The 18343-nt window shown below is 60.2% G+C and carries 15 protein-coding genes; 14 read left to right on the top strand and 1 reads right to left on the bottom strand.

Translation table 11 applies throughout. From position 1 onward, the window contains the following. Positions 1-27: 27 nt before the first annotated feature. From AC1RO5_RS28580 to AC1RO5_RS28525, 12 genes are all read left to right on the top strand, one after another. The gene (locus tag AC1RO5_RS28580; RefSeq protein WP_493179015.1) at positions 28-1044 is read left to right on the top strand and encodes an iron ABC transporter substrate-binding protein; all 1017 of its coding nucleotides are present in this window, start codon (positions 28-30) and stop codon (positions 1042-1044) included. Continuing rightward, a complete protein-coding gene (locus tag AC1RO5_RS28575) occupies positions 1045-2646 on the top strand; it encodes an ABC transporter permease (protein ID WP_493179014.1) in 1602 nt (533 codons plus the stop codon). Further along, on the top strand, positions 2643-3713 hold the full coding sequence (locus AC1RO5_RS28570) for an ABC transporter ATP-binding protein (protein ID WP_493179012.1): 1071 nt from the start codon (positions 2643-2645) through the stop codon (positions 3711-3713). The genes AC1RO5_RS28575 and AC1RO5_RS28570 overlap by 4 nt, the downstream gene beginning before the upstream one ends. A gap of 420 nt (positions 3714-4133) precedes the next feature. Continuing rightward, positions 4134-5282 (top strand): UDP-4-amino-4-deoxy-L-arabinose aminotransferase, encoded by a 1149-nt coding sequence (gene arnB / locus AC1RO5_RS28565; RefSeq protein ID WP_493179011.1) that lies wholly within the window; start codon positions 4134-4136, stop codon positions 5280-5282. Next, positions 5279-6298: an undecaprenyl-phosphate 4-deoxy-4-formamido-L-arabinose transferase gene (arnC, locus tag AC1RO5_RS28560; RefSeq protein ID WP_493179009.1), complete on the top strand. Its 1020-nt coding sequence runs from the start codon at positions 5279-5281 to the stop codon at positions 6296-6298. Before arnB ends, arnC begins: the two co-directional genes overlap by 4 nt. Next, a complete protein-coding gene (gene arnA, locus AC1RO5_RS28555; RefSeq protein WP_493179008.1) occupies positions 6295-8289 on the top strand; it encodes a bifunctional UDP-4-amino-4-deoxy-L-arabinose formyltransferase/UDP-glucuronic acid oxidase ArnA in 1995 nt (664 codons plus the stop codon). The genes arnC and arnA overlap by 4 nt, the downstream gene beginning before the upstream one ends. Beyond that, positions 8289-9173: a 4-deoxy-4-formamido-L-arabinose-phosphoundecaprenol deformylase gene (gene arnD / locus AC1RO5_RS28550; protein WP_477743121.1), complete on the top strand. Its 885-nt coding sequence runs from the start codon at positions 8289-8291 to the stop codon at positions 9171-9173. The genes arnA and arnD overlap by 1 nt, the downstream gene beginning before the upstream one ends. Then, the gene (arnT, locus tag AC1RO5_RS28545; protein WP_493179006.1) at positions 9170-10831 is read left to right on the top strand and encodes a lipid IV(A) 4-amino-4-deoxy-L-arabinosyltransferase; all 1662 of its coding nucleotides are present in this window, start codon (positions 9170-9172) and stop codon (positions 10829-10831) included. Before arnD ends, arnT begins: the two co-directional genes overlap by 4 nt. Continuing rightward, positions 10828-11172, top strand: a complete 345-nt coding sequence (arnE, locus tag AC1RO5_RS28540; RefSeq protein WP_493179004.1) for a 4-amino-4-deoxy-L-arabinose-phosphoundecaprenol flippase subunit ArnE — start codon at positions 10828-10830, stop codon at positions 11170-11172. The genes arnT and arnE overlap by 4 nt, the downstream gene beginning before the upstream one ends. Continuing rightward, positions 11169-11582 (top strand): 4-amino-4-deoxy-L-arabinose-phosphoundecaprenol flippase subunit ArnF, encoded by a 414-nt coding sequence (gene arnF / locus AC1RO5_RS28535; protein ID WP_493179002.1) that lies wholly within the window; start codon positions 11169-11171, stop codon positions 11580-11582. The genes arnE and arnF overlap by 4 nt, the downstream gene beginning before the upstream one ends. Next, complete coding sequence (locus AC1RO5_RS28530) at positions 11579-12943, top strand: UDP-glucose dehydrogenase family protein (RefSeq protein ID WP_493179001.1); 1365 nt, start codon at positions 11579-11581, stop codon at positions 12941-12943. The genes arnF and AC1RO5_RS28530 overlap by 4 nt, the downstream gene beginning before the upstream one ends. 56 nt (positions 12944-12999) lie before the next feature. After that, on the top strand, positions 13000-14538 hold the full coding sequence (locus AC1RO5_RS28525; RefSeq protein ID WP_493179045.1) for an ArnT family glycosyltransferase: 1539 nt from the start codon (positions 13000-13002) through the stop codon (positions 14536-14538). A 143-nt stretch (positions 14539-14681) separates the two neighbouring features. Here the strand turns inward: AC1RO5_RS28525 and AC1RO5_RS28520 are convergent, their stop codons facing one another. After that, the gene (locus AC1RO5_RS28520; protein ID WP_493179000.1) at positions 14682-15647 is read right to left on the bottom strand and encodes a LysR family transcriptional regulator; all 966 of its coding nucleotides are present in this window, start codon (positions 15645-15647) and stop codon (positions 14682-14684) included. Positions 15648-15942: 295 nt separating this feature from the next. Here AC1RO5_RS28520 and argH point away from each other — a divergent pair, with 295 nt between their 5' ends. Then, positions 15943-17370: an argininosuccinate lyase gene (argH, locus tag AC1RO5_RS28515; protein WP_493178999.1), complete on the top strand. Its 1428-nt coding sequence runs from the start codon at positions 15943-15945 to the stop codon at positions 17368-17370. Between the two features lie 84 nt (positions 17371-17454). Beyond that, positions 17455-18333: an amino acid ABC transporter permease gene (locus AC1RO5_RS28510; RefSeq protein WP_253423049.1), complete on the top strand. Its 879-nt coding sequence runs from the start codon at positions 17455-17457 to the stop codon at positions 18331-18333. The last annotated feature ends 10 nt before the right edge of the window (positions 18334-18343 follow it).

Here is an 18343-nt window from a genome sequence, read left to right as displayed (position 1 = left end):
ACTAAAAAAACAGGAGCCGTCGACAGAATGATTTCCCGCATCCCCTCGTTCCTTAAAAAAGCATTGCTGACCACTGCATTCCTCGCCGCCGGTCACGTGTATGCCGCTGCGCAGGCTGACGGTATCGTGGTCTACAACGCTCAACACGAAAGCCTGACCAAAGCCTGGATCGAAGGTTTCACCAAGGAAACCGGCATCAAAGTGACCGTGCGCAATGGCGACGACACCGAGATGGGCAATCAGCTCGTGCAAGAAGGTGCAGCCTCCCCGGCCGACGTGTTCCTGACCGAAAACTCCCCGGCCATGGTGCTGGTCGACAACGCGGGGCTGTTTGCACCGGTTGCGCCGGGCACGCTGGAACAAGTGGGCGCGGCCTATCGTCCGGCGCATGGCAAATGGGTAGGGATTGCCGCACGCTCCACGGTGTTCGTCTACAACCCGAGCAAGCTGACCGAAGCAGACTTGCCAAAATCGCTGATGGACCTCGCCGCACCGAACTGGAAAGGCCGCTGGGCCGCTTCGCCGGCCGGTGCCGACTTCCAGGCTATCGTCGCTGCCGTGCTGGAACTCAAGGGTGAAGCCGCTACCCTCGACTGGCTGAAAGCCATGAAAACCAACTTCACCGCCTACCGGGGCAACAGCGCCGTGCTCAAGGCCGTCAATGCCGGTCAGATCGACAGCGGCGTGATCTATCACTATTACAGCTTCGTCGATCAGTCCAAAACCGGCGAGAACAGCAAGAACACCTCGCTGAACTACTTCAAACACAAGGATCCAGGTGCCTTTGTCAGCCTGTCCGGTGGCGGCGTTCTGGCTTCCAGTCAACACAAGGAACAGGCCCAGGCCTTCCTGAAATGGATTACCGGCAAAAACGGACAGGCGATCCTCAAGACCGGCAACTCGTTTGAATACGCCGTGGGCAAGAACGCAGAGTCCAACCCGAAACTGGTACCGCTGCAGCAACTCGACGCCCCGACTGTCGACGTCTCGAAACTCGACAGCAAAAAGGCTGTAGAGCTGATGACCCAGGCCGGGTTGCTCTAATTGCTTCCTGAAACTCTACCGGCAGAGGTCGCTGCGGCGTCCTCTGCACACTTGCGCACGCGCTCTCGCGGTGTCTTCGCGGGCCGCGGTGGCGCATGGGTGATTGGTTTGTCGGTGCTGATGTCGTTGCTGGCATTACTGCCGATTGCTTTCGTCATCGGCGTGTCGGTGCAGACAGGCTGGGCGACGCTTGTGACGCTGGTATGGCGCCCACGCGTCGGCGAGTTGCTGATCAACACCGTGTTGCTGGTGTTGCTCACCATTCCCTTGTGCATCGCACTGGGGCTGGCGCTGGCCTGGTTGACGGAACGCACCAACTTGCCGGGGCGGCGCTGGTGGTCGCTGTTGGCGACGGCGCCGCTGGCGGTGCCGGCATTCGTGCACAGCTATGCCTGGGTCAGTCTGGTGCCACCGATTCATGGGCTGTTTGCCGGTGTTCTGGTTTCGGTCATCGCCTATTTCCCGTTTCTTTACCTGCCGATAGCGGCGACTTTGCGCCGGCTCGATCCGGCCATCGAAGATGTCTCCGAGTCGTTGGGGCTCAAGCCCTGGGCGGTGTTTTTTCGCGTGGTGCTGCCGCAATTGCGTCTGGCCATCTGCGGCGGTGCCTTGCTGGTGGGGCTGCACTTGCTGGCCGAGTACGGTCTGTACGCGATGATCCGCTTCGACACCTTCACCACGGCCATCTTCGATCAGTTCAAGTCCACCTTCAACGGGCCCGCCGCCAATATGCTGGCCGGCGTCCTCGCACTCTGCTGCCTGGCCATGCTGACGGCCGAGTCGGCTGCTCGCGGCACGGCGCGCTACGCCCGGGTCGGGTCGGGAAGCGCGCGCGAACAAAGAATCGTGCGCTTGAATTGGCGCACCACCCTGCTCGCGCTCACGCTGCAAGGCGTGACCTGTGTGCTGGCACTCGGTGTGCCGTTGATCACCCTTGGCAAGTGGCTGATCGCCGGTGGCGCGCAAGTCTGGCAACTGAGCGAACTGCTGCCGGCGCTGGAACAGACGCTGATGCTCGGAGCCGCCGGCGCGCTCATTACCACCTGCGCGGCCATCCCGATTGCCTGGCTGTCGATTCGCTCGCCGGGCCGGTTGCAGCGCGTGCTGGAAAGCTGCAACTACATTACCAGCGCGTTGCCGGGGATTGTCGTTGCGCTGGCATTGGTGACCCTGACGATTCATTTTGCCCGGCCGATTTACCAGACCACCGTCACGGTGCTGCTGGCATATTTACTGATGTTTTTGCCCCGCGCCCTGGTGAGTTTGCGCGCGGGCATCGCCCAGGCGCCGGTGGAACTGGAGAACATGGCCCGCAGCCTCGGCCGTTCGCCCGGTCGGGCGTTGTGGCTGATCACTCTGCGTCTGGCCGCACCCGGTGCAGCCGCTGGCGCTGCGCTGGTGTTTCTGGCGGTCACCAATGAGTTGACCGCGACCCTTCTGCTCGCCCCCAATGGCACGCGCACCCTGGCCACCGGTTTCTGGGCAATGACCAGTGAAATCGACTATGCCGCTGCTGCGCCCTATGCCTTGCTCATGATTCTGCTGTCGCTTCCGTTGACCGGACTTCTTTATCACCAATCCAAACGCACGGCTGGCCGATGAACGCTCTTGAACTCCACTCGATCTGCAAATCCTACGGTTCTCAACGAGCCCTGGAGAACATCAGCCTGTCGGTGCCGACGGGAAGCCGTACGGTTATCGTCGGCCCGTCCGGTTCGGGCAAGACCACCTTGCTGCGAATGATCGCCGGTTTCGAATTCCCGGACTCGGGCAGTCTCTCGCTCAACGGTCAGACGCTGGTCGACGGCACCCGCGAGGTGCCCGCGCATCAACGCCTGATTGGCTATGTTCCGCAGGATGGTGCATTGTTCCCGCACATGACCGTAGCCGCCAACATCGGTTTCGGGCTTGCGGCCAAGGGCGCTGCCAAACAGGAACGTGTCGCTGAGTTGATGGACAGCGTGGCGCTGGATTCAAGCATGGCCAACCGTTGGCCGCATGAACTCTCCGGCGGCCAGCAACAGCGTGTCGCGCTGGCCCGGGCCCTGGCGCAACAACCACGGTTGATGTTGCTGGACGAGCCATTTTCCGCGCTCGATACCGGTTTGCGCGCCGCCATGCGCAAATTGGTCGCAAGGCTTCTGGCTGAGGCCGGTGTCACCACCATTCTGGTGACACACGATCAAAGTGAGGCGTTGTCCTTCGCCGATCAGTTGGCGGTGATGCGTCAGGGCCGGTTAGTGCAATCCGGACATCCGCTGGACCTTTACCGCTATCCCGCCGATGAACAAACCGCCCTGTTTCTCGGCGATGCCGTGGTCATGCCGGCCAAAATCGAAGCGGGTTGGGCTCATTGCGATCTGGGTCGTATACCGGTCAACAACCACAGAAACAACCAATCTGCGCAAATCATGCTGCGCCCCGAGCAACTTCAGCTGATCAGCGCGCCCCACGGCCTGGCACAATCGGATGGCTGTCGCGGCGTGGTCACCGAATGTGATTTCGGCGGTAATACCTGCACCTTGACTGTGGAATTGCAGACGTTGGCAGCTGATGAACGTCCAGGGCGTTCATTGCTGGTGCGCAGCTCCGGCATGCATGCGCCACCCGCTGGCAGCGAGGTTCATGTGTCGACCATCGGCCATGCTCATGTACTGGGCGAACCTTAAGCTTTTGAATCGGTAACAGGTCAGTCAATCAAACGAAAACGCCCTGAATATAACAATTCAAAAAAACAACTAAACAATGCAACACTAGTCCACTAAGGCGGACACTTCTGTACGCCTTTACCTACAAAAAGTGCGATGAGCCGGTAGAAGCCTGAACAGTGCCTGTATGGGCTTGAAATAAAACGAATCACCTACCGGTTTTTCATGTTCCTTTCACAAAATCGCGCTTACCCTCAACGGACCAGAGATGGCGTCTTGATAGCGTCCAATCCGCCGGGCATGACAAGCAAAGTTACCCGATGTAATTTGTCACAAATTTCTGGCAACTGCTTGATGCAGCGTTTGTTTTAGCGTCTACGCTGATGTTGGATCCAACGCATAAGCCTGATAGTCTAATTTTTTTTCAGTTCCGAGGTGCCCATGAGTCAGGCGTTTCTCCCCTTCTCTCGCCCGAGTATCGGCGACGAAGAAATTGCTGCGGTAGAGCAAGTACTGCGCTCTGGCTGGATCACTACCGGGCCAAAAAACCAGCAACTGGAAGAACACTTCGCCAACTATGTCGGCTGTCGGCATGCCGTCGCATTGTCATCGGCCACCGGTGGCATGCACATTACTTTATTGGCCTTGGGTATCGGACCTGGCGACGAAGTCATCACACCGTCGCAGACCTGGGTGTCGACCGCCAACATGATCTGCCTGCTTGGCGCGACGCCGGTATTCGTCGACGTTGACCGCGACACATTGATGAGCGACGTGGAGAGCATCGAAGCGGCGATCACGCCTCGCACCAAGGCAATCATTCCGGTGCATTACGCCGGCGCGGCATTCGACCTCGATCCGCTCTACGCTCTGGCGGACAAACATGGCATCGCCGTCATCGAAGACGCGGCTCACGCGGCGGGCACTTTCTATAAAGGTCGGCACGTCGGCGCCCAGGGCACGGCGATCTTCTCGTTCCACGCGATCAAGAACATGACCTGCGCCGAAGGCGCGATGTTCGTCAGCGACGACGAAGCCCTGGCCAATCGGGTACGCATGCTCAAGTTCCATGGCCTGGGCGTCGACGCCTACGACCGCCTCACCCACGGCCGCAAACCCCAGGCGCAGGTGATCGAACCCGGCTTCAAGTACAACCTGGCCGACATCAATGCCGCCATCGCCCTGGTGCAGCTGGAACGCCTGGACGCGATCAACGCCAAGCGCACAGAGCTGGCCCAGACCTACCTGCAACGCCTTGAAGGCCTGCCGGTGCAACCGCTGGCCATTCCGGCTCATGCGCAACAGCACGCCTGGCATCTGTTCATCCTGCGCATCGACGCCGAACGTTGTGGGCTGGATCGCGAGGCGTTCATGAAGGCCTTGCAGGAACAAAACATCGGCACCGGTATTCACTTCATCGCCACCCACCTGCACACTTACTACCGGCAGCGTTTCCCCAACATCTACCTGCCCAACACCGAATGGAACTCGGCGCGGCTGTGTTCGATCCCGTTGTTCCCCGACATGACCACCGATGATGTCGATCGTGTCGTCGGCGCCATTGAAAAAACACTGGACAGAAGCCTGTGAAACCTTATCCGATCCGTTGCGTATCAATCGTCATCCCGGTCTACAACGAGCAGGACAGCCTGCCCGAGTTGCTCAGGCGCACCGAAGCGGCGTGCCAGCAACTGCACCATGACTACGAAATTGTGTTGGTCGACGACGGCAGCCGCGACAACTCGGCGCAAATCCTCGAGGAGGCCGCCAGTCGCGACTGCAGCCCGGTGGTGGCGGTCATTCTCAACCGCAACTACGGCCAGCATGCGGCGATCATGGCCGGGTTCGAACAGTGCAAGGGCGATGTGGTGATTACCCTCGACGCCGACCTGCAAAACCCGCCGGAAGAAATCCCGCGGCTGGTGGCTCAGGCCGAACTGGGCTATGACGTGGTCGCCACGGTGCGCAACAACCGTCAGGACTCGGCCTTGCGTCGCTGGCCGTCGAAGCTGATCAACCTCGCCGTGCAACGCTCTACCGGCGTTGCCATGAGCGATTACGGCTGCATGCTGCGCGCCTACCGCCGGACCATCGTCGACGCCATGCTCGCCTGCCGCGAACGCAGCACCTTCATCCCGATCCTGGCCAACAGCTTCGCCCGGCACACCACGGAAATTCTGGTGACCCACGCCGAGCGTGAACACGGCGAATCCAAATACAGCCCGATGCGCCTGATCAATCTGATGTTCGATCTGGTCACCTGCATGACGACCACACCGCTGCGGTTACTGAGCATCGTCGGCTTCGGCATGGCGGCGCTCGGCGTGCTGTTCGCCATCGCGCTGGTTGTGCTGCGCATGGTTTTCGGTGCCGGCTGGGCCGGCGGCGGTACGTTCGTCCTGTTCGCCGTGCTGTTCGTTTTCACCGGTGGCCAATTCATTGGCATGGGCCTGCTGGGCGAGTACCTGGGCCGCATGTACAGCGACGTCCGGGCGCGTCCACGGTTCTTTATCGAAAAGATTTTGCGCAGCACCCCCTCCGCTCCAGCCCCCGTTGTCACCGTTGACGGTCTCACTTCCACTTCTTCAGATCAGGTTCTCTCATGAGTGCAAAAGCTGTTGTCTTCGCTTATCACGATATTGGCTGTGCCGGCATCGAATCCCTGCTTGCCAGCGGTTTCGAGATTGCAGCCGTGTTCACCCATCCCGATGACCCGAAGGAAAATGCGTTCTATGGCTCGGTTGCGCAACTGTGCGCCCGCAAAGGCATCCCGGTGCACGCCCCGGAAGACGCCAACCACCCGCTGTGGATCGAGCGCATCAGCAAGCTCAACCCCGATTACCTGTTTTCGTTCTACTACCGCAATCTGCTGAGCGAACCACTGCTGGCCACCGCTAGCAAAGGCGCCTTCAACCTGCACGGTTCGTTGCTGCCTCGCTACCGTGGCCGCGCACCGGCCAACTGGGTGCTGGTCAATGGTGAAACCGAAACCGGCGTGACCCTGCACCGCATGGTCAAACGTGCCGATGCCGGCGCAATCATTGCCCAGCAACGGGTGGCGATCGAGCGCGCCGACACCGCGCTGACCCTGCACGGCAAATTGCGCCAGGCCGCCAGCGATCTGCTGCGCGACACCTTGCCTGCACTGCTTCAAGGCAAAATCAGCGAGACTGCGCAGGACGAATCCAAAGCCACAGTGTTTGGCCGTCGCACCCCGGCGGACGGCAAACTGGTCTGGAGCAAACCGGCCGAAGAACTGTTCAATCTGGTCCGCGCCGTGACCCAGCCTTACCCGGGCGCGTTCTGTGCCGTGGGCGAGCACAAGTTGATTGTCTGGAGCGCGGATGTCGTCAAGGGCAACGAAGGCCAGGCACCGGGCCGGGTTATCAGCGTCGATCCGCTGCGAATCGCCTGCGGCGAAGACTCGCTGGTGATCAACGCCGGCCAACGCAACGACAACGGCCTGTACCTCAGCGGCCCGCAACTGGCCAACGAGCTGGGACTGGTCGACGGTTCTGTGCTGCGGGGCGCCGAATCGGGCCGTGCACCGCGTCGCACCCGAGTGCTGATCCTCGGCGTCAACGGTTTCATCGGCAATCACCTGTCCGAGCGTCTGCTGCGTGACGATCGCTATGAAGTGTACGGTCTGGACATCGGCTCGGACGCCATCGAGCGCCTGCGCAGCCATCCGAATTTCCACTTCGTCGAAGGCGACATCAGCATCCACTCGGAGTGGATCGAGTACCACATCAAGAAATGCGACGTGGTCCTGCCGCTGGTGGCGATCGCCACGCCGATCGAATACACCCGCAATCCGCTGCGTGTGTTCGAACTGGATTTCGAAGAGAACCTGAAACTGGTTCGCTACTGCGTCAAATACAACAAGCGCGTGATCTTCCCGTCGACCTCCGAAGTCTATGGCATGTGCCAGGACGCCAACTTCGACGAAGACAGCTCCAACCTGGTGGTTGGGCCGATCAACAAGCAACGCTGGATCTACTCGATCTCCAAGCAGCTGCTTGACCGAGTGATATGGGCTTACGGCCAGAAAGGCCTGAACTTCACCCTGTTCCGCCCTTTCAACTGGATGGGCCCACGCCTGGACCGTCTGGACTCGGCGCGTATCGGCAGTTCCCGGGCCATCACCCAGCTGATCCTGAACCTGGTGGAAGGCACGCCGATTCGCCTGTTCGACGGCGGCGAGCAAAAGCGCTGCTTCACCGACATCGCCGATGGCGTCGAAGCCCTGGCGCGGATCATCGACAACGACAACGATGTCTGCAACGGCCAGATCATCAACATCGGCAACCCGGACAACGAAGCCAGCATTCGTCAGTTGGGCGAAGAACTGCTGCGTCAGTTCGAGGCTCACCCGTTGCGCGACAACTTCCCGCCATTCGCCGGTTTCCGCGATATCGAAAGCAAGGCCTTCTACGGCACCGGCTATCAGGACGTATCTCACCGCAAACCGAGCATCGCCAACGCCAAGCGTCTGCTTGACTGGGCACCAACCGTGGAGATGAAGGAAACCATCGGCAACACGCTGGACTTCTTCCTGCGCGAGGCCATGCTCGAAATCGCGGACAAAAAACGTTGATGCAGGCAGGCCTTCGAATCGATGTCGACACCTACCGAGGCACCCGTGAAGGGGTGCCGCGGTTACTCGAAATGCTCGATGAAGCACAGGTCAAGGCGACGTTTTTCTTCAGCGTCGGGCCAGACAACATGGGGCGCCACTTGTGGCGCCTTATCCGTCCGCAGTTTCTCTGGAAGATGCTTCGTTCCAACGCTGCCGGCCTGTATGGCTGGGACATTTTGCTGGCCGGCACCGCGTGGCCGGGCAAACCGATCGGTCGCGATCTCGGGCACCTGATGCGTCAGGCGCAGGCGGCCGGGCATGAAGTCGGCCTGCACGCCTGGGATCACCACGGCTGGCAGGCCAATGCCGGACGCTGGAGCCAGGCGCAACTGATCGAGCAGATTCGCCGCGGCGTCGACAGCCTCAGTGACATCCTCGGGCAAAAAGTCGAATGCTCGGCGTCCGCCGGTTGGCGGGCGGACGAGCGTGTGATCGAAGCCAAGCAAGGTTTCGGCTTTCGCTACAACAGCGATTGTCGAGGCCAGCACCTGTTCCAGCCGATCCTGACCAATGGTAGTCTGGGGGCACCGCAGATTCCGGTGGACCTGCCGACCTTCGACGAAGTGGTTGGCCCGACCGTTGCGGCCAAAGACTTCAACACCTTCATTCTTGAGCGGTTCTCCCCGCAAAAACTCAATGTCTACACTGTCCATGCCGAAGTAGAAGGGATTCTGATGGCCAACGATTTTCGCCAATTACTGGCCGATGCTCGCCAACGTGATATTCATTTCCAGCCCTTGGGCAATTTGCTTCCCGACGCCCCCGCCATCTTGCCAAAGGGCCGGGTGGTACGCGGCACCCTTGAGGGTCGCGAAGGCTGGCTCGGGGTTCAAGGCGCATGAGCAAACCCTGGGCATTGCCGTTATTACTGGTCATTCTGGCGCTGGCGTACCTGCTGCCGCTAGGCTCTCACGGCCTATGGATTCCCGACGAAACCCGTTACGCCCAGATCAGCCAGGACATGCTCCTGAGCGGTAACTGGGTGTCGCCGCATTTCATGAGCCTGCGTTACTTCGAAAAGCCCATCGCGGGCTACTGGATGATCGCTATCGGCCAGGCGCTGTTTGGCGACAATCTGTTTGGCGTACGTATTGCCTCGGTGCTGAGCACCGGGCTGAGCGTGTTGTTATGTTATCTGATCGCTCACCGGCTGTGGAACGAGCCGCGCAAGAGTTTTGCCTGTGCGCTGCTGTACATGAGTTTTGCGATCGTCGCCGGGCAAGCCGGCTACGCTAACCTCGATCCGCAATTCACCTTCTGGGTCAACCTGAGCCTGGTGGCTTTGTGGTTTGCGTTTGACAGCACCAGCCGTGGCCAACGCCTGCTCGGCTGGACATTACTGGGGCTGGCCTGCGGCATGGGTTTCATGACCAAAGGCTTCCTCGCCTGGGCGTTGCCGGTGTTGATCGCCCTGCCCTGGGTGCTCTGGCAGAAACGCTGGCGGGAACTGCTGACTTACGGCCCTGTGGCGATTGTCGTGGCCATCGCGGTGAGCCTGCCGTGGGTCTTGGCGGTGCACGCGCAGGAACCCGATTACTGGCGGTTCTTCTTCTGGCACGAACACATCCGCCGCTTCGCCGGAGATGACGCCCAACACGATGCGCCATGGTGGTTCTACCTGCCGCTGCTGGTGGCGTTCAGCCTGCCATGGGCGGCGTTGCTGCCATCGGCGCTGAAACAGGCCTGGCAGACCCGGCGTCAGGCCAACATCGCTTTCCTGCTGCTGTGGTTGCTGATGCCCTTGCTGTTTTTCAGCCTGAGCAACGGCAAGCTGCCGACCTACATCATGCCCTGCCTGCTGCCTCTGGCGTTGTTGCTGGGCCATGCCCTGGCGGACCGACTGAAGCTGGAACAGGGCCGGGTGCTGGGGATCAATGGCCTGCTGAACATGACGCTGGGCCTGATCGTCCTGATTGCGCTGGTCTATCTGCAACTGAAAAAGCCGCTGTACACCCACGAACTGCACAACCTGGTATTGGTGTTCATCGGGTTGATCGGCTGGATCATGGCCAACCTGCTGCAGGCCTTCCGTCCCTTGCAATGCTGGGCGGCACCGGCCTTTGGCAGTTTGCTGCTGATCGGCGTGCTGCCGGCCGGCATGCCGGATTCGGTGGTGGCGAACAAGATGCCCGACCAATTCATCCTCCAGCACGTTCCGGAACTGGCGCAAACCGACAAGCTGTTGAGCAACGACCTGGGCGCTGCCTCGGCCCTGGCCTGGCGCTTGAAACGCCCCGAGGTGGCGTTGTACAACACGATAGGCGAATTGAAATACGGCCTCGACTATCCTGATCCTGATCCTGATGCAATGCAGCAGCGGGTCGATCTGGAGCACGTGCAACAGTGGATGCGCGAAGCGCGCCAGAGTGGTTCGGTCGGCGTGGTGATGCGGGTCAAAGGGGATGACGAACTGCAAGAAATCGAACTGCTGCCCAAGGATGGCAAACGTTATGAACAAGGCAACCTGGTGATTCTGATCTTCCCTCAGGATGCATCATGAGCCTGTTGTTGCTACTGACCGCCTGCCTGCTGACTTGCCTTGGCCAGATCGCCCAGAAGTACGCCGTGGAAAGCTGGCGTGGCAAGACCTCGGGCTGGGGCGAGAAACTGCGTTCGCCCTGGCTGTGGCTGGCGCTCGTCTCTCTGGGGCTGGGCTTGCTGGTCTGGCTGCTGGTGTTGCAGCGGCTCGAAGTCGGTATCGCCTATCCCATGCTCAGCCTGAATTTCGTGCTGATCACACTGGTCGCCCGTTTCGTCTTTCACGAAGTCATCGACCGCCGTCACTGGTTGGGCGTGGCGCTGGTGATCAGTGGTGTGGCGCTGCTGGGGCAACACGCATGAGTCTGCGTCGCGGAATCGCTTTCGCCCTGGGCAGCGTGCTGTTGGGCACCGTCGCGCAGCTGGGCATGCGCTGGAGCATGACTCGCTTGCCACATCCCGAACAATGGTTAGCGGCCTTGAGCAGCGGCAGCGTCGATATGCCCGCGGTGATTGTCGTGCTGGCCGCCATCCTCGCCTATGCCGTGTCGATGCTCACCTGGCTCGCCGCCCTGCGGGATGTGCCCCTGGGGCGTGCCTATTCGCTACTGAGCATCAGCTACGCGCTGGTGTATGTGCTGGCCGCCAGCCTGCCGCTGTTCAACGAATCCTTCAGTCTTTCAAAAACCCTGGGAGTGGCGCTGGTCATCCTGGGTGTTATCACTATTAATTCTCGACCTGCTCGCGCGCCCGAACTTAGGAGTGCATCATGAAAATCAGTGTATTTGGTAGCGGTTACGTTGGTCTGGTGCAAGCCGCCGTCCTGGCTGAAGTCGGCCACGACGTAGTGTGTATGGACATTGACGAGAAAAAAGTTGCGTTGCTGCAACAAGGCCACGTCAGCATCTTCGAGCCGGGGCTGGCCAGCCTGGTGCGTGAAAGCCTGGACGCCAAGCGGCTGCAGTTCACCTCGGACGAAAAATTCGCGGTGCAACATGGCCAGGTGCTGTTCATCGCTGTTGGCACGCCGTCCCGGGAGGATGGTTCGGCGGATCTGCAATACGTGTTGTCCGTGGGTGAAGCGGTGGCGCGTCATCGTGAACAACCGGTGATCCTGGTGGAGAAATCCACGGTGCCGGTGGGCACTGGCGATACGCTGCGCGTCCATATCGACAATTACCTGCTCAAGGCCGGCCGGCAGTTGCAGTTCGATATCGTTTCCAACCCGGAATTTTTGAAAGAAGGTTCGGCCGTGGCCGATTGCCGGCGCCCGGACCGCATCATCATCGGCTGTGAAGGCGATGAAGTGCGCGACGTGATGCGCGACCTCTATGCACCGTTCAACCGCAACCATGACCGCGTCATGTTCATGGACCTGCGCAGCGCCGAGCTGACCAAATACGCCGCCAACTGCATGCTGGCGACCAAAATCAGCTTCATCAACCAGATCGCCGAGCTGGCCGAGCACCTGGGTGCCGACATCGAATCGGTACGACTGGGCATCGGTGCCGATTCGCGCATCGGTTACCACTTCATCTACCCCGGCTGCGGTTACGGCGGCTCGTGTTTCCCCAAGGACATGCGCGCACTGATTCACAGTGCCGAAGAAGCCCATTGCAACAGCGACCTGCTGCAAGCGGTGGAAGCCATCAACCAGCGGCAGAAACACAAACTGTTCGAACGCATCAACGCCTTCTACAAAGGTGATTTGCGCGACAAGACCTTCGCCGTGTGGGGCCTGGCCTTCAAGCCCAACACCGACGACATGCGCGACGCGCCGAGCCGGGTGCTGCTGGAATCGTTGTGGGCTGCGGGGGCCAATGTGCGCGCGTTCGACCCGGAAGCCATGCAGGAAACCCAACAACTTTATCCTGACGAACCGAAGCTGATGCTCATGGGCACACCGGAATCGGTGCTTGCAGGAGCCGACGCGTTGATCATCTGCACCGAATGGCAGCAGTTCAAGGCGCCGGATTTTGACCTGATCCAGCAACGTCTGAATGCACCAGTGATTTTCGACGGACGTAACCTGTACGACGCAGAGCGCTTGGCCCGTAGCGGTTTCCTGTACTTCCCGATGGGCCGTGGTGAATCGTGCAAGTTACCGATTCCAGCCGCCTCAGTCGTCGCGTGAGTACGCTATCGCCCGGCATTCGTCGGCAGTCCTTAGGGTTCGGGCTGCTGACGCTGATGCTGTTCATCGCAGGGGCGTATCAGCAAACGGCGATCGGTTTCGATTCGCGGTTCGTGCTGTTCGCCCAGGAAATGCTGCGCCACGGGCCGTCGTTTTTCCCGACCACCTACGGCCAGCCCTATGCCGATTACTCGGCGCTGTCTACCGTGTTTGTCTGGCTGCTGTCCCTGCCGTTCGGTCAGGTCAATAGCCTCACCGCGTGGTTGCCGAGCGCCATCGGCGCCGCGGTGATCGTCACGTTGATGTACCGGTTGCTCGCGCCCTGCTCCACACGCTGGGCGCTGCTGAGCATCGCGTTGATGTTGCTCACCAGTACGTTTGTCACTGAAACCCGTGCCGTGTCCCAGGACCTGATGCTGGCGGCCGTGGCCTTTTCGGTGTTCTACCTTGGGTACGCCGCCGATCATTTCGCGATGCCCCGTCGGTGGCCGCTGATTTTTGTGCTGCTACTGTTGGGCTTCGGGATTCGCGGGCCGATCGGGCTGGTGATCCCCACCGGTATGCTGTGCAGCTACTACCTGCTCAATCGCCAATGGTCGCGGTTGTTCGGTTTTGGGCTGTTGGCGGCGGTGTTGCTGGTGGTGTGCGTCGGCGCACTGCTGTGGCTGGCCGAAGCCAGTGGTGGAACGGCCTTCATGCATGATGTGGTGCGCATGCAGTTCATGGGGCGCATGGACGGCAGTGAAGGCGTCAGTGGTTCACTGTATTACTTCACCGCTTCGTTTGGCAACTATGCGCTCGCCTATCCATTGGCGCTGCTGGTATTGGCCGCGGTCTGGCTGACGAATCCACGGCAGGCAGGTCCGGCATTACGCCTGTTGCAATACTGCACGGCGGCCGGGTTGATCGTGATGATTGGCTTATCGATTCCCCAGGCGAAAAAGGCCCGTTACCTGCTGCCGATGCTGCCCATGGCGGCGATCATTGCGGCGTACCCGTTTCAGGTGGCGCAGGGTCGGGTGTTCGGTTGGTTGCGGGGTTTGATGCAAGGGCTGTGGTTGGTGATACCGGGGGTGTTGATTGTCGCATTGCTGATCATTCAGCGGCGTCTGCCAGCACAACCACCTGCCTTTGTGCCGGTATTGATCGTGCTTGCGGCTCTGCAAGTCATCACGCTGGCGGCTTGGTTCCGCGCTCACTGGCGAGCCGAGGTGCTGGCCTGTTGCGCAGTCCTGGCGCTGTGGTCGGTTTATATCCTGGTGTTTGAACCGGTCGAACGTCAGCTTTACGACACGCAAGCCTTCAGCCGGGCCGCGTTCGCAGAGATTCAAAAAGCCCCGGCGCCGTTGGTGCTGCACGGCATGGGCAAAGACGCCAAGGCGATCAAGTTCATGGTCAATATCGAGCAGGACTTGCAACCGGTGTTCACTGAATCGACACAGGAACTGGAAGCCCTCTCGGGGCCGGCCTGGCTGATGATGGACCGAAACGACTACAACGCCTTGCAAGGTACTCCGCTGGGTGCCCAGCCACCGGTATTGAGCGGACGTTTCGATAAAAACGATTTCGTATTGCTGCACACGCCTCCCTTGTAGGAACTGCCGCAGTCTGCGATCTTTTGATGGTCTCGATGTTGCTGAAGAGCAAGATCAAAAGATCGCAGCCTTCAGCAGCTCGTACGTAGGCATGTATTGTCCGTTAGTTACTGTTAGCCACACTTGAACACCTACGTTCGAGGTCAAACCGGCGCCTTCAAATCCACACCCAGCGCCTGGGCGAATGCCTTCACCAACGGACTGCGCACGGTGTTGTGGCGCAGGATCAGATTGAACGGCGTGACGATGTTGATCAGGTCCGGACGCACCGCCCGAAACTCTCCCTGAGCCACCAGGTTTGCCGCGTAATGCTCGGGCAGAAAGCCGACGAAACGGCCGGTCTTGACCAGCAGCGCCACGGCCTCCACTTGAGTCGCCGAGGCGGAAAAGCTGTCGTAGCGGGCAAAATTCAGTTTGTCCCGATGGATCGCGTAACGGTGGTTGATGCACTCGTAATCCTGCAGCACATTGCCACCCATTTCCGCTTCCGGCACCGAGAACAGCGGATGACCGACGGCGCAATACACGTATGAGCGTTCTTCATAAAGCGGGAAGTAATCGAACTCTTCTCTTTTTTGATAAACCGGCACGATCCCGGCCACTAACCGCCCCTCGACCACGCCTCTTTCCACTTCATCTAACTGCGACGCCTGAAGTTGAAACCTTACTTTCGGCGACTCTTCATTTATCCTTCTGAGCGCCGTAACTAACGGCGAATTTGAGTCCGTAATTGTATTATCAATGACGCCCACTCCAAGGTCGCCAATAAGTTCGTTCTGCGCCGAACTAAGCCGATCACGAAAGTTATCGACCGAGGCAAATAAATCGATCGAGGCCTGATACACCAGACGCCCTTCTTCGGTCAGGTGAAACCCTTCCCGTCCCCGGGTACACAGGCGCATACCGATACGGATCTCAAGGTCGGAAATCTGTTTGCTGATGGCCGCCAAGCCCACATTCAGCTCATTCTGCGCCGCACTGAAACCGCCGGCCTCGACCACGGCCTTGAATACTTTGAGCAATTTGAAGTCCAGACCGCTGAGGGCCAGCGGCGCCCGATGTACCGTTTTCAGCGGCGGGTTTCCGGAATTGGAAAGTGGGGTTTCCATAATGCTTATTTACCTCTGGCGCCGTATTCAACAACCTGTGTCCAACAACAAAAACAGTGCTGGCTAATAATAATGAACACAGAAAACAAGGCTTGGCAACCGTTAATAAATCCCGCCAATCAGTGCCAACTCACTGATTTCGAACTATTAAAAGCTGACACTTCGATCAGCTCTCGCCCTTTAGCAACTGCCCTCTTGAACACTGCTCGGCCATGACCACACCCGAATAATTTCCGGAAGTGTTTCAGGCTCTGCACACCGATATCAGTTCGCGTTACCGACGAGGAAAACAACAATGTCTCAAACCACCGACCGTCTCTGGGGTGCCCGCTTCAAGAGCGGCCCGTCCGAAGCCCTGGCGGCCCTGTCCCGTTGCCCCGAGCGCTACTTTCGCCTGACCCCGTACGACCTCGCCGGTTCCAAGGCGCATGCCCGGGAATTGCAGCGCGCCGGTCTTCTGAGCGAGCAGGAAACCCAGACCATGCTCGACGCCCTGCAGCGCATCGGTGATGACTTCCGTGCCGGCAGCATCGCGCCGACCCTGGACGACGAAGACGTGCACACCTTCATCGAGCGCCTGCTGACCGAACGCCTCGGCGCACTGGGCGGCAAGCTGCGCGCCGGCCGTTCGCGCAACGACCAGACCGCCAACGACCTGCGGCTGTTCCTGCGTGATCACGTGCGTACTTTGGCCGTTGAAGTGCTGGCCTTGCAGCAAGCGCTGGTGGAGCAGGCCGAGCAACACGTCGAAAGCATCTGCCCGGGCTTCACTCACCTGCAACAGGCCCAGCCGATCGTCTTCGCTCACCACTTGCTGGCCCACGCCCAATCGATGCTGCGCGACGTGCAGCGTCTGGTGGACTGGGACGCGCGCACCTCGCTGTCGCCACTGGGTGCGGCGGCCATGGCCGGTTCCGCCATCGCTCGCCTGCCCCAGCAGTCGGCCAAGGAAATGGGCTACAGCGGCGTGTGCGAAAACTCCATCGACGCCGTGGCCAGCCGCGATCACGTCGCCGAATTCCTGTTTATCGCCAGCATGCTCGGGATCAACATTTCCCGCCTCGCCGAAGAATTCTGCCTGTGGTCGTCGCGGCAATTTCGCTGGGTCGCGCTGGATGATGCCTACGCCACCGGCAGCTCGATCATGCCGCAGAAGAAAAACCCGGACATCGCCGAACTGGCCCGGGGCAAGGCTGGCCGCTTGATCGGCAACCTGACCGGTCTGCTGTCGACGCTGAAATCCCTGCCGCTGTCCTACAACCGTGACTTGAGCGAAGACAAGAACGGCGTGCTCGACAGCATCGACACCCTGCTGCTGGTGCTGCCGGCCATGGCCGGGATGGTCGCGACCATGAAGGTCAACGTCGAAGAACTGCGCCGTCAGGCACCGCTGGGTTTCACCCTTGCCACCGAAGTCGCCGACTGGTTGGCGATGCGCGGTGTGCCGTTCAAGGAAGCTCATGAAATCACCGGCGCATTGGTCCAAGCCTGCGAGAAACATGACATCGAACTGTGGGAAGCCTCGCCAGCGCTACTGGCCGAGATCGATCCGCGTCTGACGCCTGAGGTGCGCGACAGCCTGACCCTCGAAGCCGCCATCGCTGCCCGCAGTGGCTGGGGCGGTACTGCGCCGCAACAGGTGCGCGAGCAGATCGGCCGACTGAAAACCGCCCTTGTCGCGCAGCAAGAGTGGACCGAGAACTATCAGGGCTTCCGCCTCTGATCCAGGGCGAAAACCCTGCGCGAGCGCTGCAACTGATAAACCACACACGCCGCCCGTATCGAGGGCGGCGTACGGAGAACCAACATGAGCCAGACACAGGCAGAACGACTCCAGGCGGAGCGCAAACTGGCGGAAAACCAGTTCGATATCACCCAGTACCAACACGTGCCACGGCGTTACTACGGGCGGATTTTCTTCGCCAGCGTCATCGTGATCGCGATCGTCGGCCTGGTTCGGGCCTTCGCCGAAGGCAAGATCGAATGGTCGTACATCGGCCAGTTCCTCACTTCGCAAGCGATCATGTGGGGCTTGCTCAACACCATCGTCATGGCGGTGCTGGCGATGGCGCTGGGCATTGTCTTCGGGGTGATCACGGCGATCATGCGCATGTCGGCCAACCCGATCCTGCGCTATGTGGCGCTGACCTACACCTGGCTGTTCCGTGGCACGCCGCTGATCCTGCAGCTGTTGCTGTGGTTCAACCTGGCGCTGATCTTCCCCACCATCGGTATCCCCGGCCTGTTCGAAATGGACACCGTGAGCCTGATGACGCCCTTCGTCGCCGCCCTCCTCGGCTTGAGCATCAACCAGGGCGCCTATACCGCCGAAGTGGTGCGTGCCGGCCTGTTGTCGGTGGACACCGGCCAGTACGAAGCCGCCAAGTCGATCGGCATGCCGCGCCTGCAAGCGCTGCGCCGGATCATCCTGCCTCAGGCCATGCGGATCATCATTCCGCCAGTCGGTAACGAATTCATCGGCATGGTGAAAATGACCTCCCTGGCGAGCGTCATCCAGTACTCGGAACTGCTCTACAACGCGCAGAACATCTACTACGCCAACGCCCGTGTGATGGAGCTGCTGATCGTCGCCGGTATCTGGTACCTGGCCACGGTCACCGTGCTGTCCTTTGGTCAAAGCCGTCTGGAGCGTCGTTTCGCTCGCGGCGCCGGCAAGCGTTCTTGAGGAGCCCAAC

It is taken from the genome of Pseudomonas sp. GW822-FHT02G04, assembly GCF_058802085.1.
This window is presented reverse-complemented; position numbering and strand designations above follow the sequence as displayed.

Coding starts and splice junctions, on each gene's coding strand:
- AC1RO5_RS28580 (WP_493179015.1), top strand. CDS start 28: ATGATTTCCCGCATCCCCTCGTTCCTTAAAAAAGCATTGCTGACCACT.
- AC1RO5_RS28570 (WP_493179012.1), top strand. CDS start 2,643: ATGAACGCTCTTGAACTCCACTCGATCTGCAAATCCTACGGTTCTCAA.
- arnB (WP_493179011.1), top strand. CDS start 4,134: ATGAGTCAGGCGTTTCTCCCCTTCTCTCGCCCGAGTATCGGCGACGAA.
- arnA (WP_493179008.1), top strand. CDS start 6,295: ATGAGTGCAAAAGCTGTTGTCTTCGCTTATCACGATATTGGCTGTGCC.
- arnD (WP_477743121.1), top strand. CDS start 8,289: ATGCAGGCAGGCCTTCGAATCGATGTCGACACCTACCGAGGCACCCGT.
- arnT (WP_493179006.1), top strand. CDS start 9,170: ATGAGCAAACCCTGGGCATTGCCGTTATTACTGGTCATTCTGGCGCTG.
- arnE (WP_493179004.1), top strand. CDS start 10,828: ATGAGCCTGTTGTTGCTACTGACCGCCTGCCTGCTGACTTGCCTTGGC.
- arnF (WP_493179002.1), top strand. CDS start 11,169: ATGAGTCTGCGTCGCGGAATCGCTTTCGCCCTGGGCAGCGTGCTGTTG.
- AC1RO5_RS28530 (WP_493179001.1), top strand. CDS start 11,579: ATGAAAATCAGTGTATTTGGTAGCGGTTACGTTGGTCTGGTGCAAGCC.
- AC1RO5_RS28525 (WP_493179045.1), top strand. CDS start 13,000: ATGCTGTTCATCGCAGGGGCGTATCAGCAAACGGCGATCGGTTTCGAT.
- AC1RO5_RS28520 (WP_493179000.1), bottom strand. CDS start 15,647: ATGGAAACCCCACTTTCCAATTCCGGAAACCCGCCGCTGAAAACGGTA.
- argH (WP_493178999.1), top strand. CDS start 15,943: ATGTCTCAAACCACCGACCGTCTCTGGGGTGCCCGCTTCAAGAGCGGC.
- AC1RO5_RS28510 (WP_253423049.1), top strand. CDS start 17,455: ATGAGCCAGACACAGGCAGAACGACTCCAGGCGGAGCGCAAACTGGCG.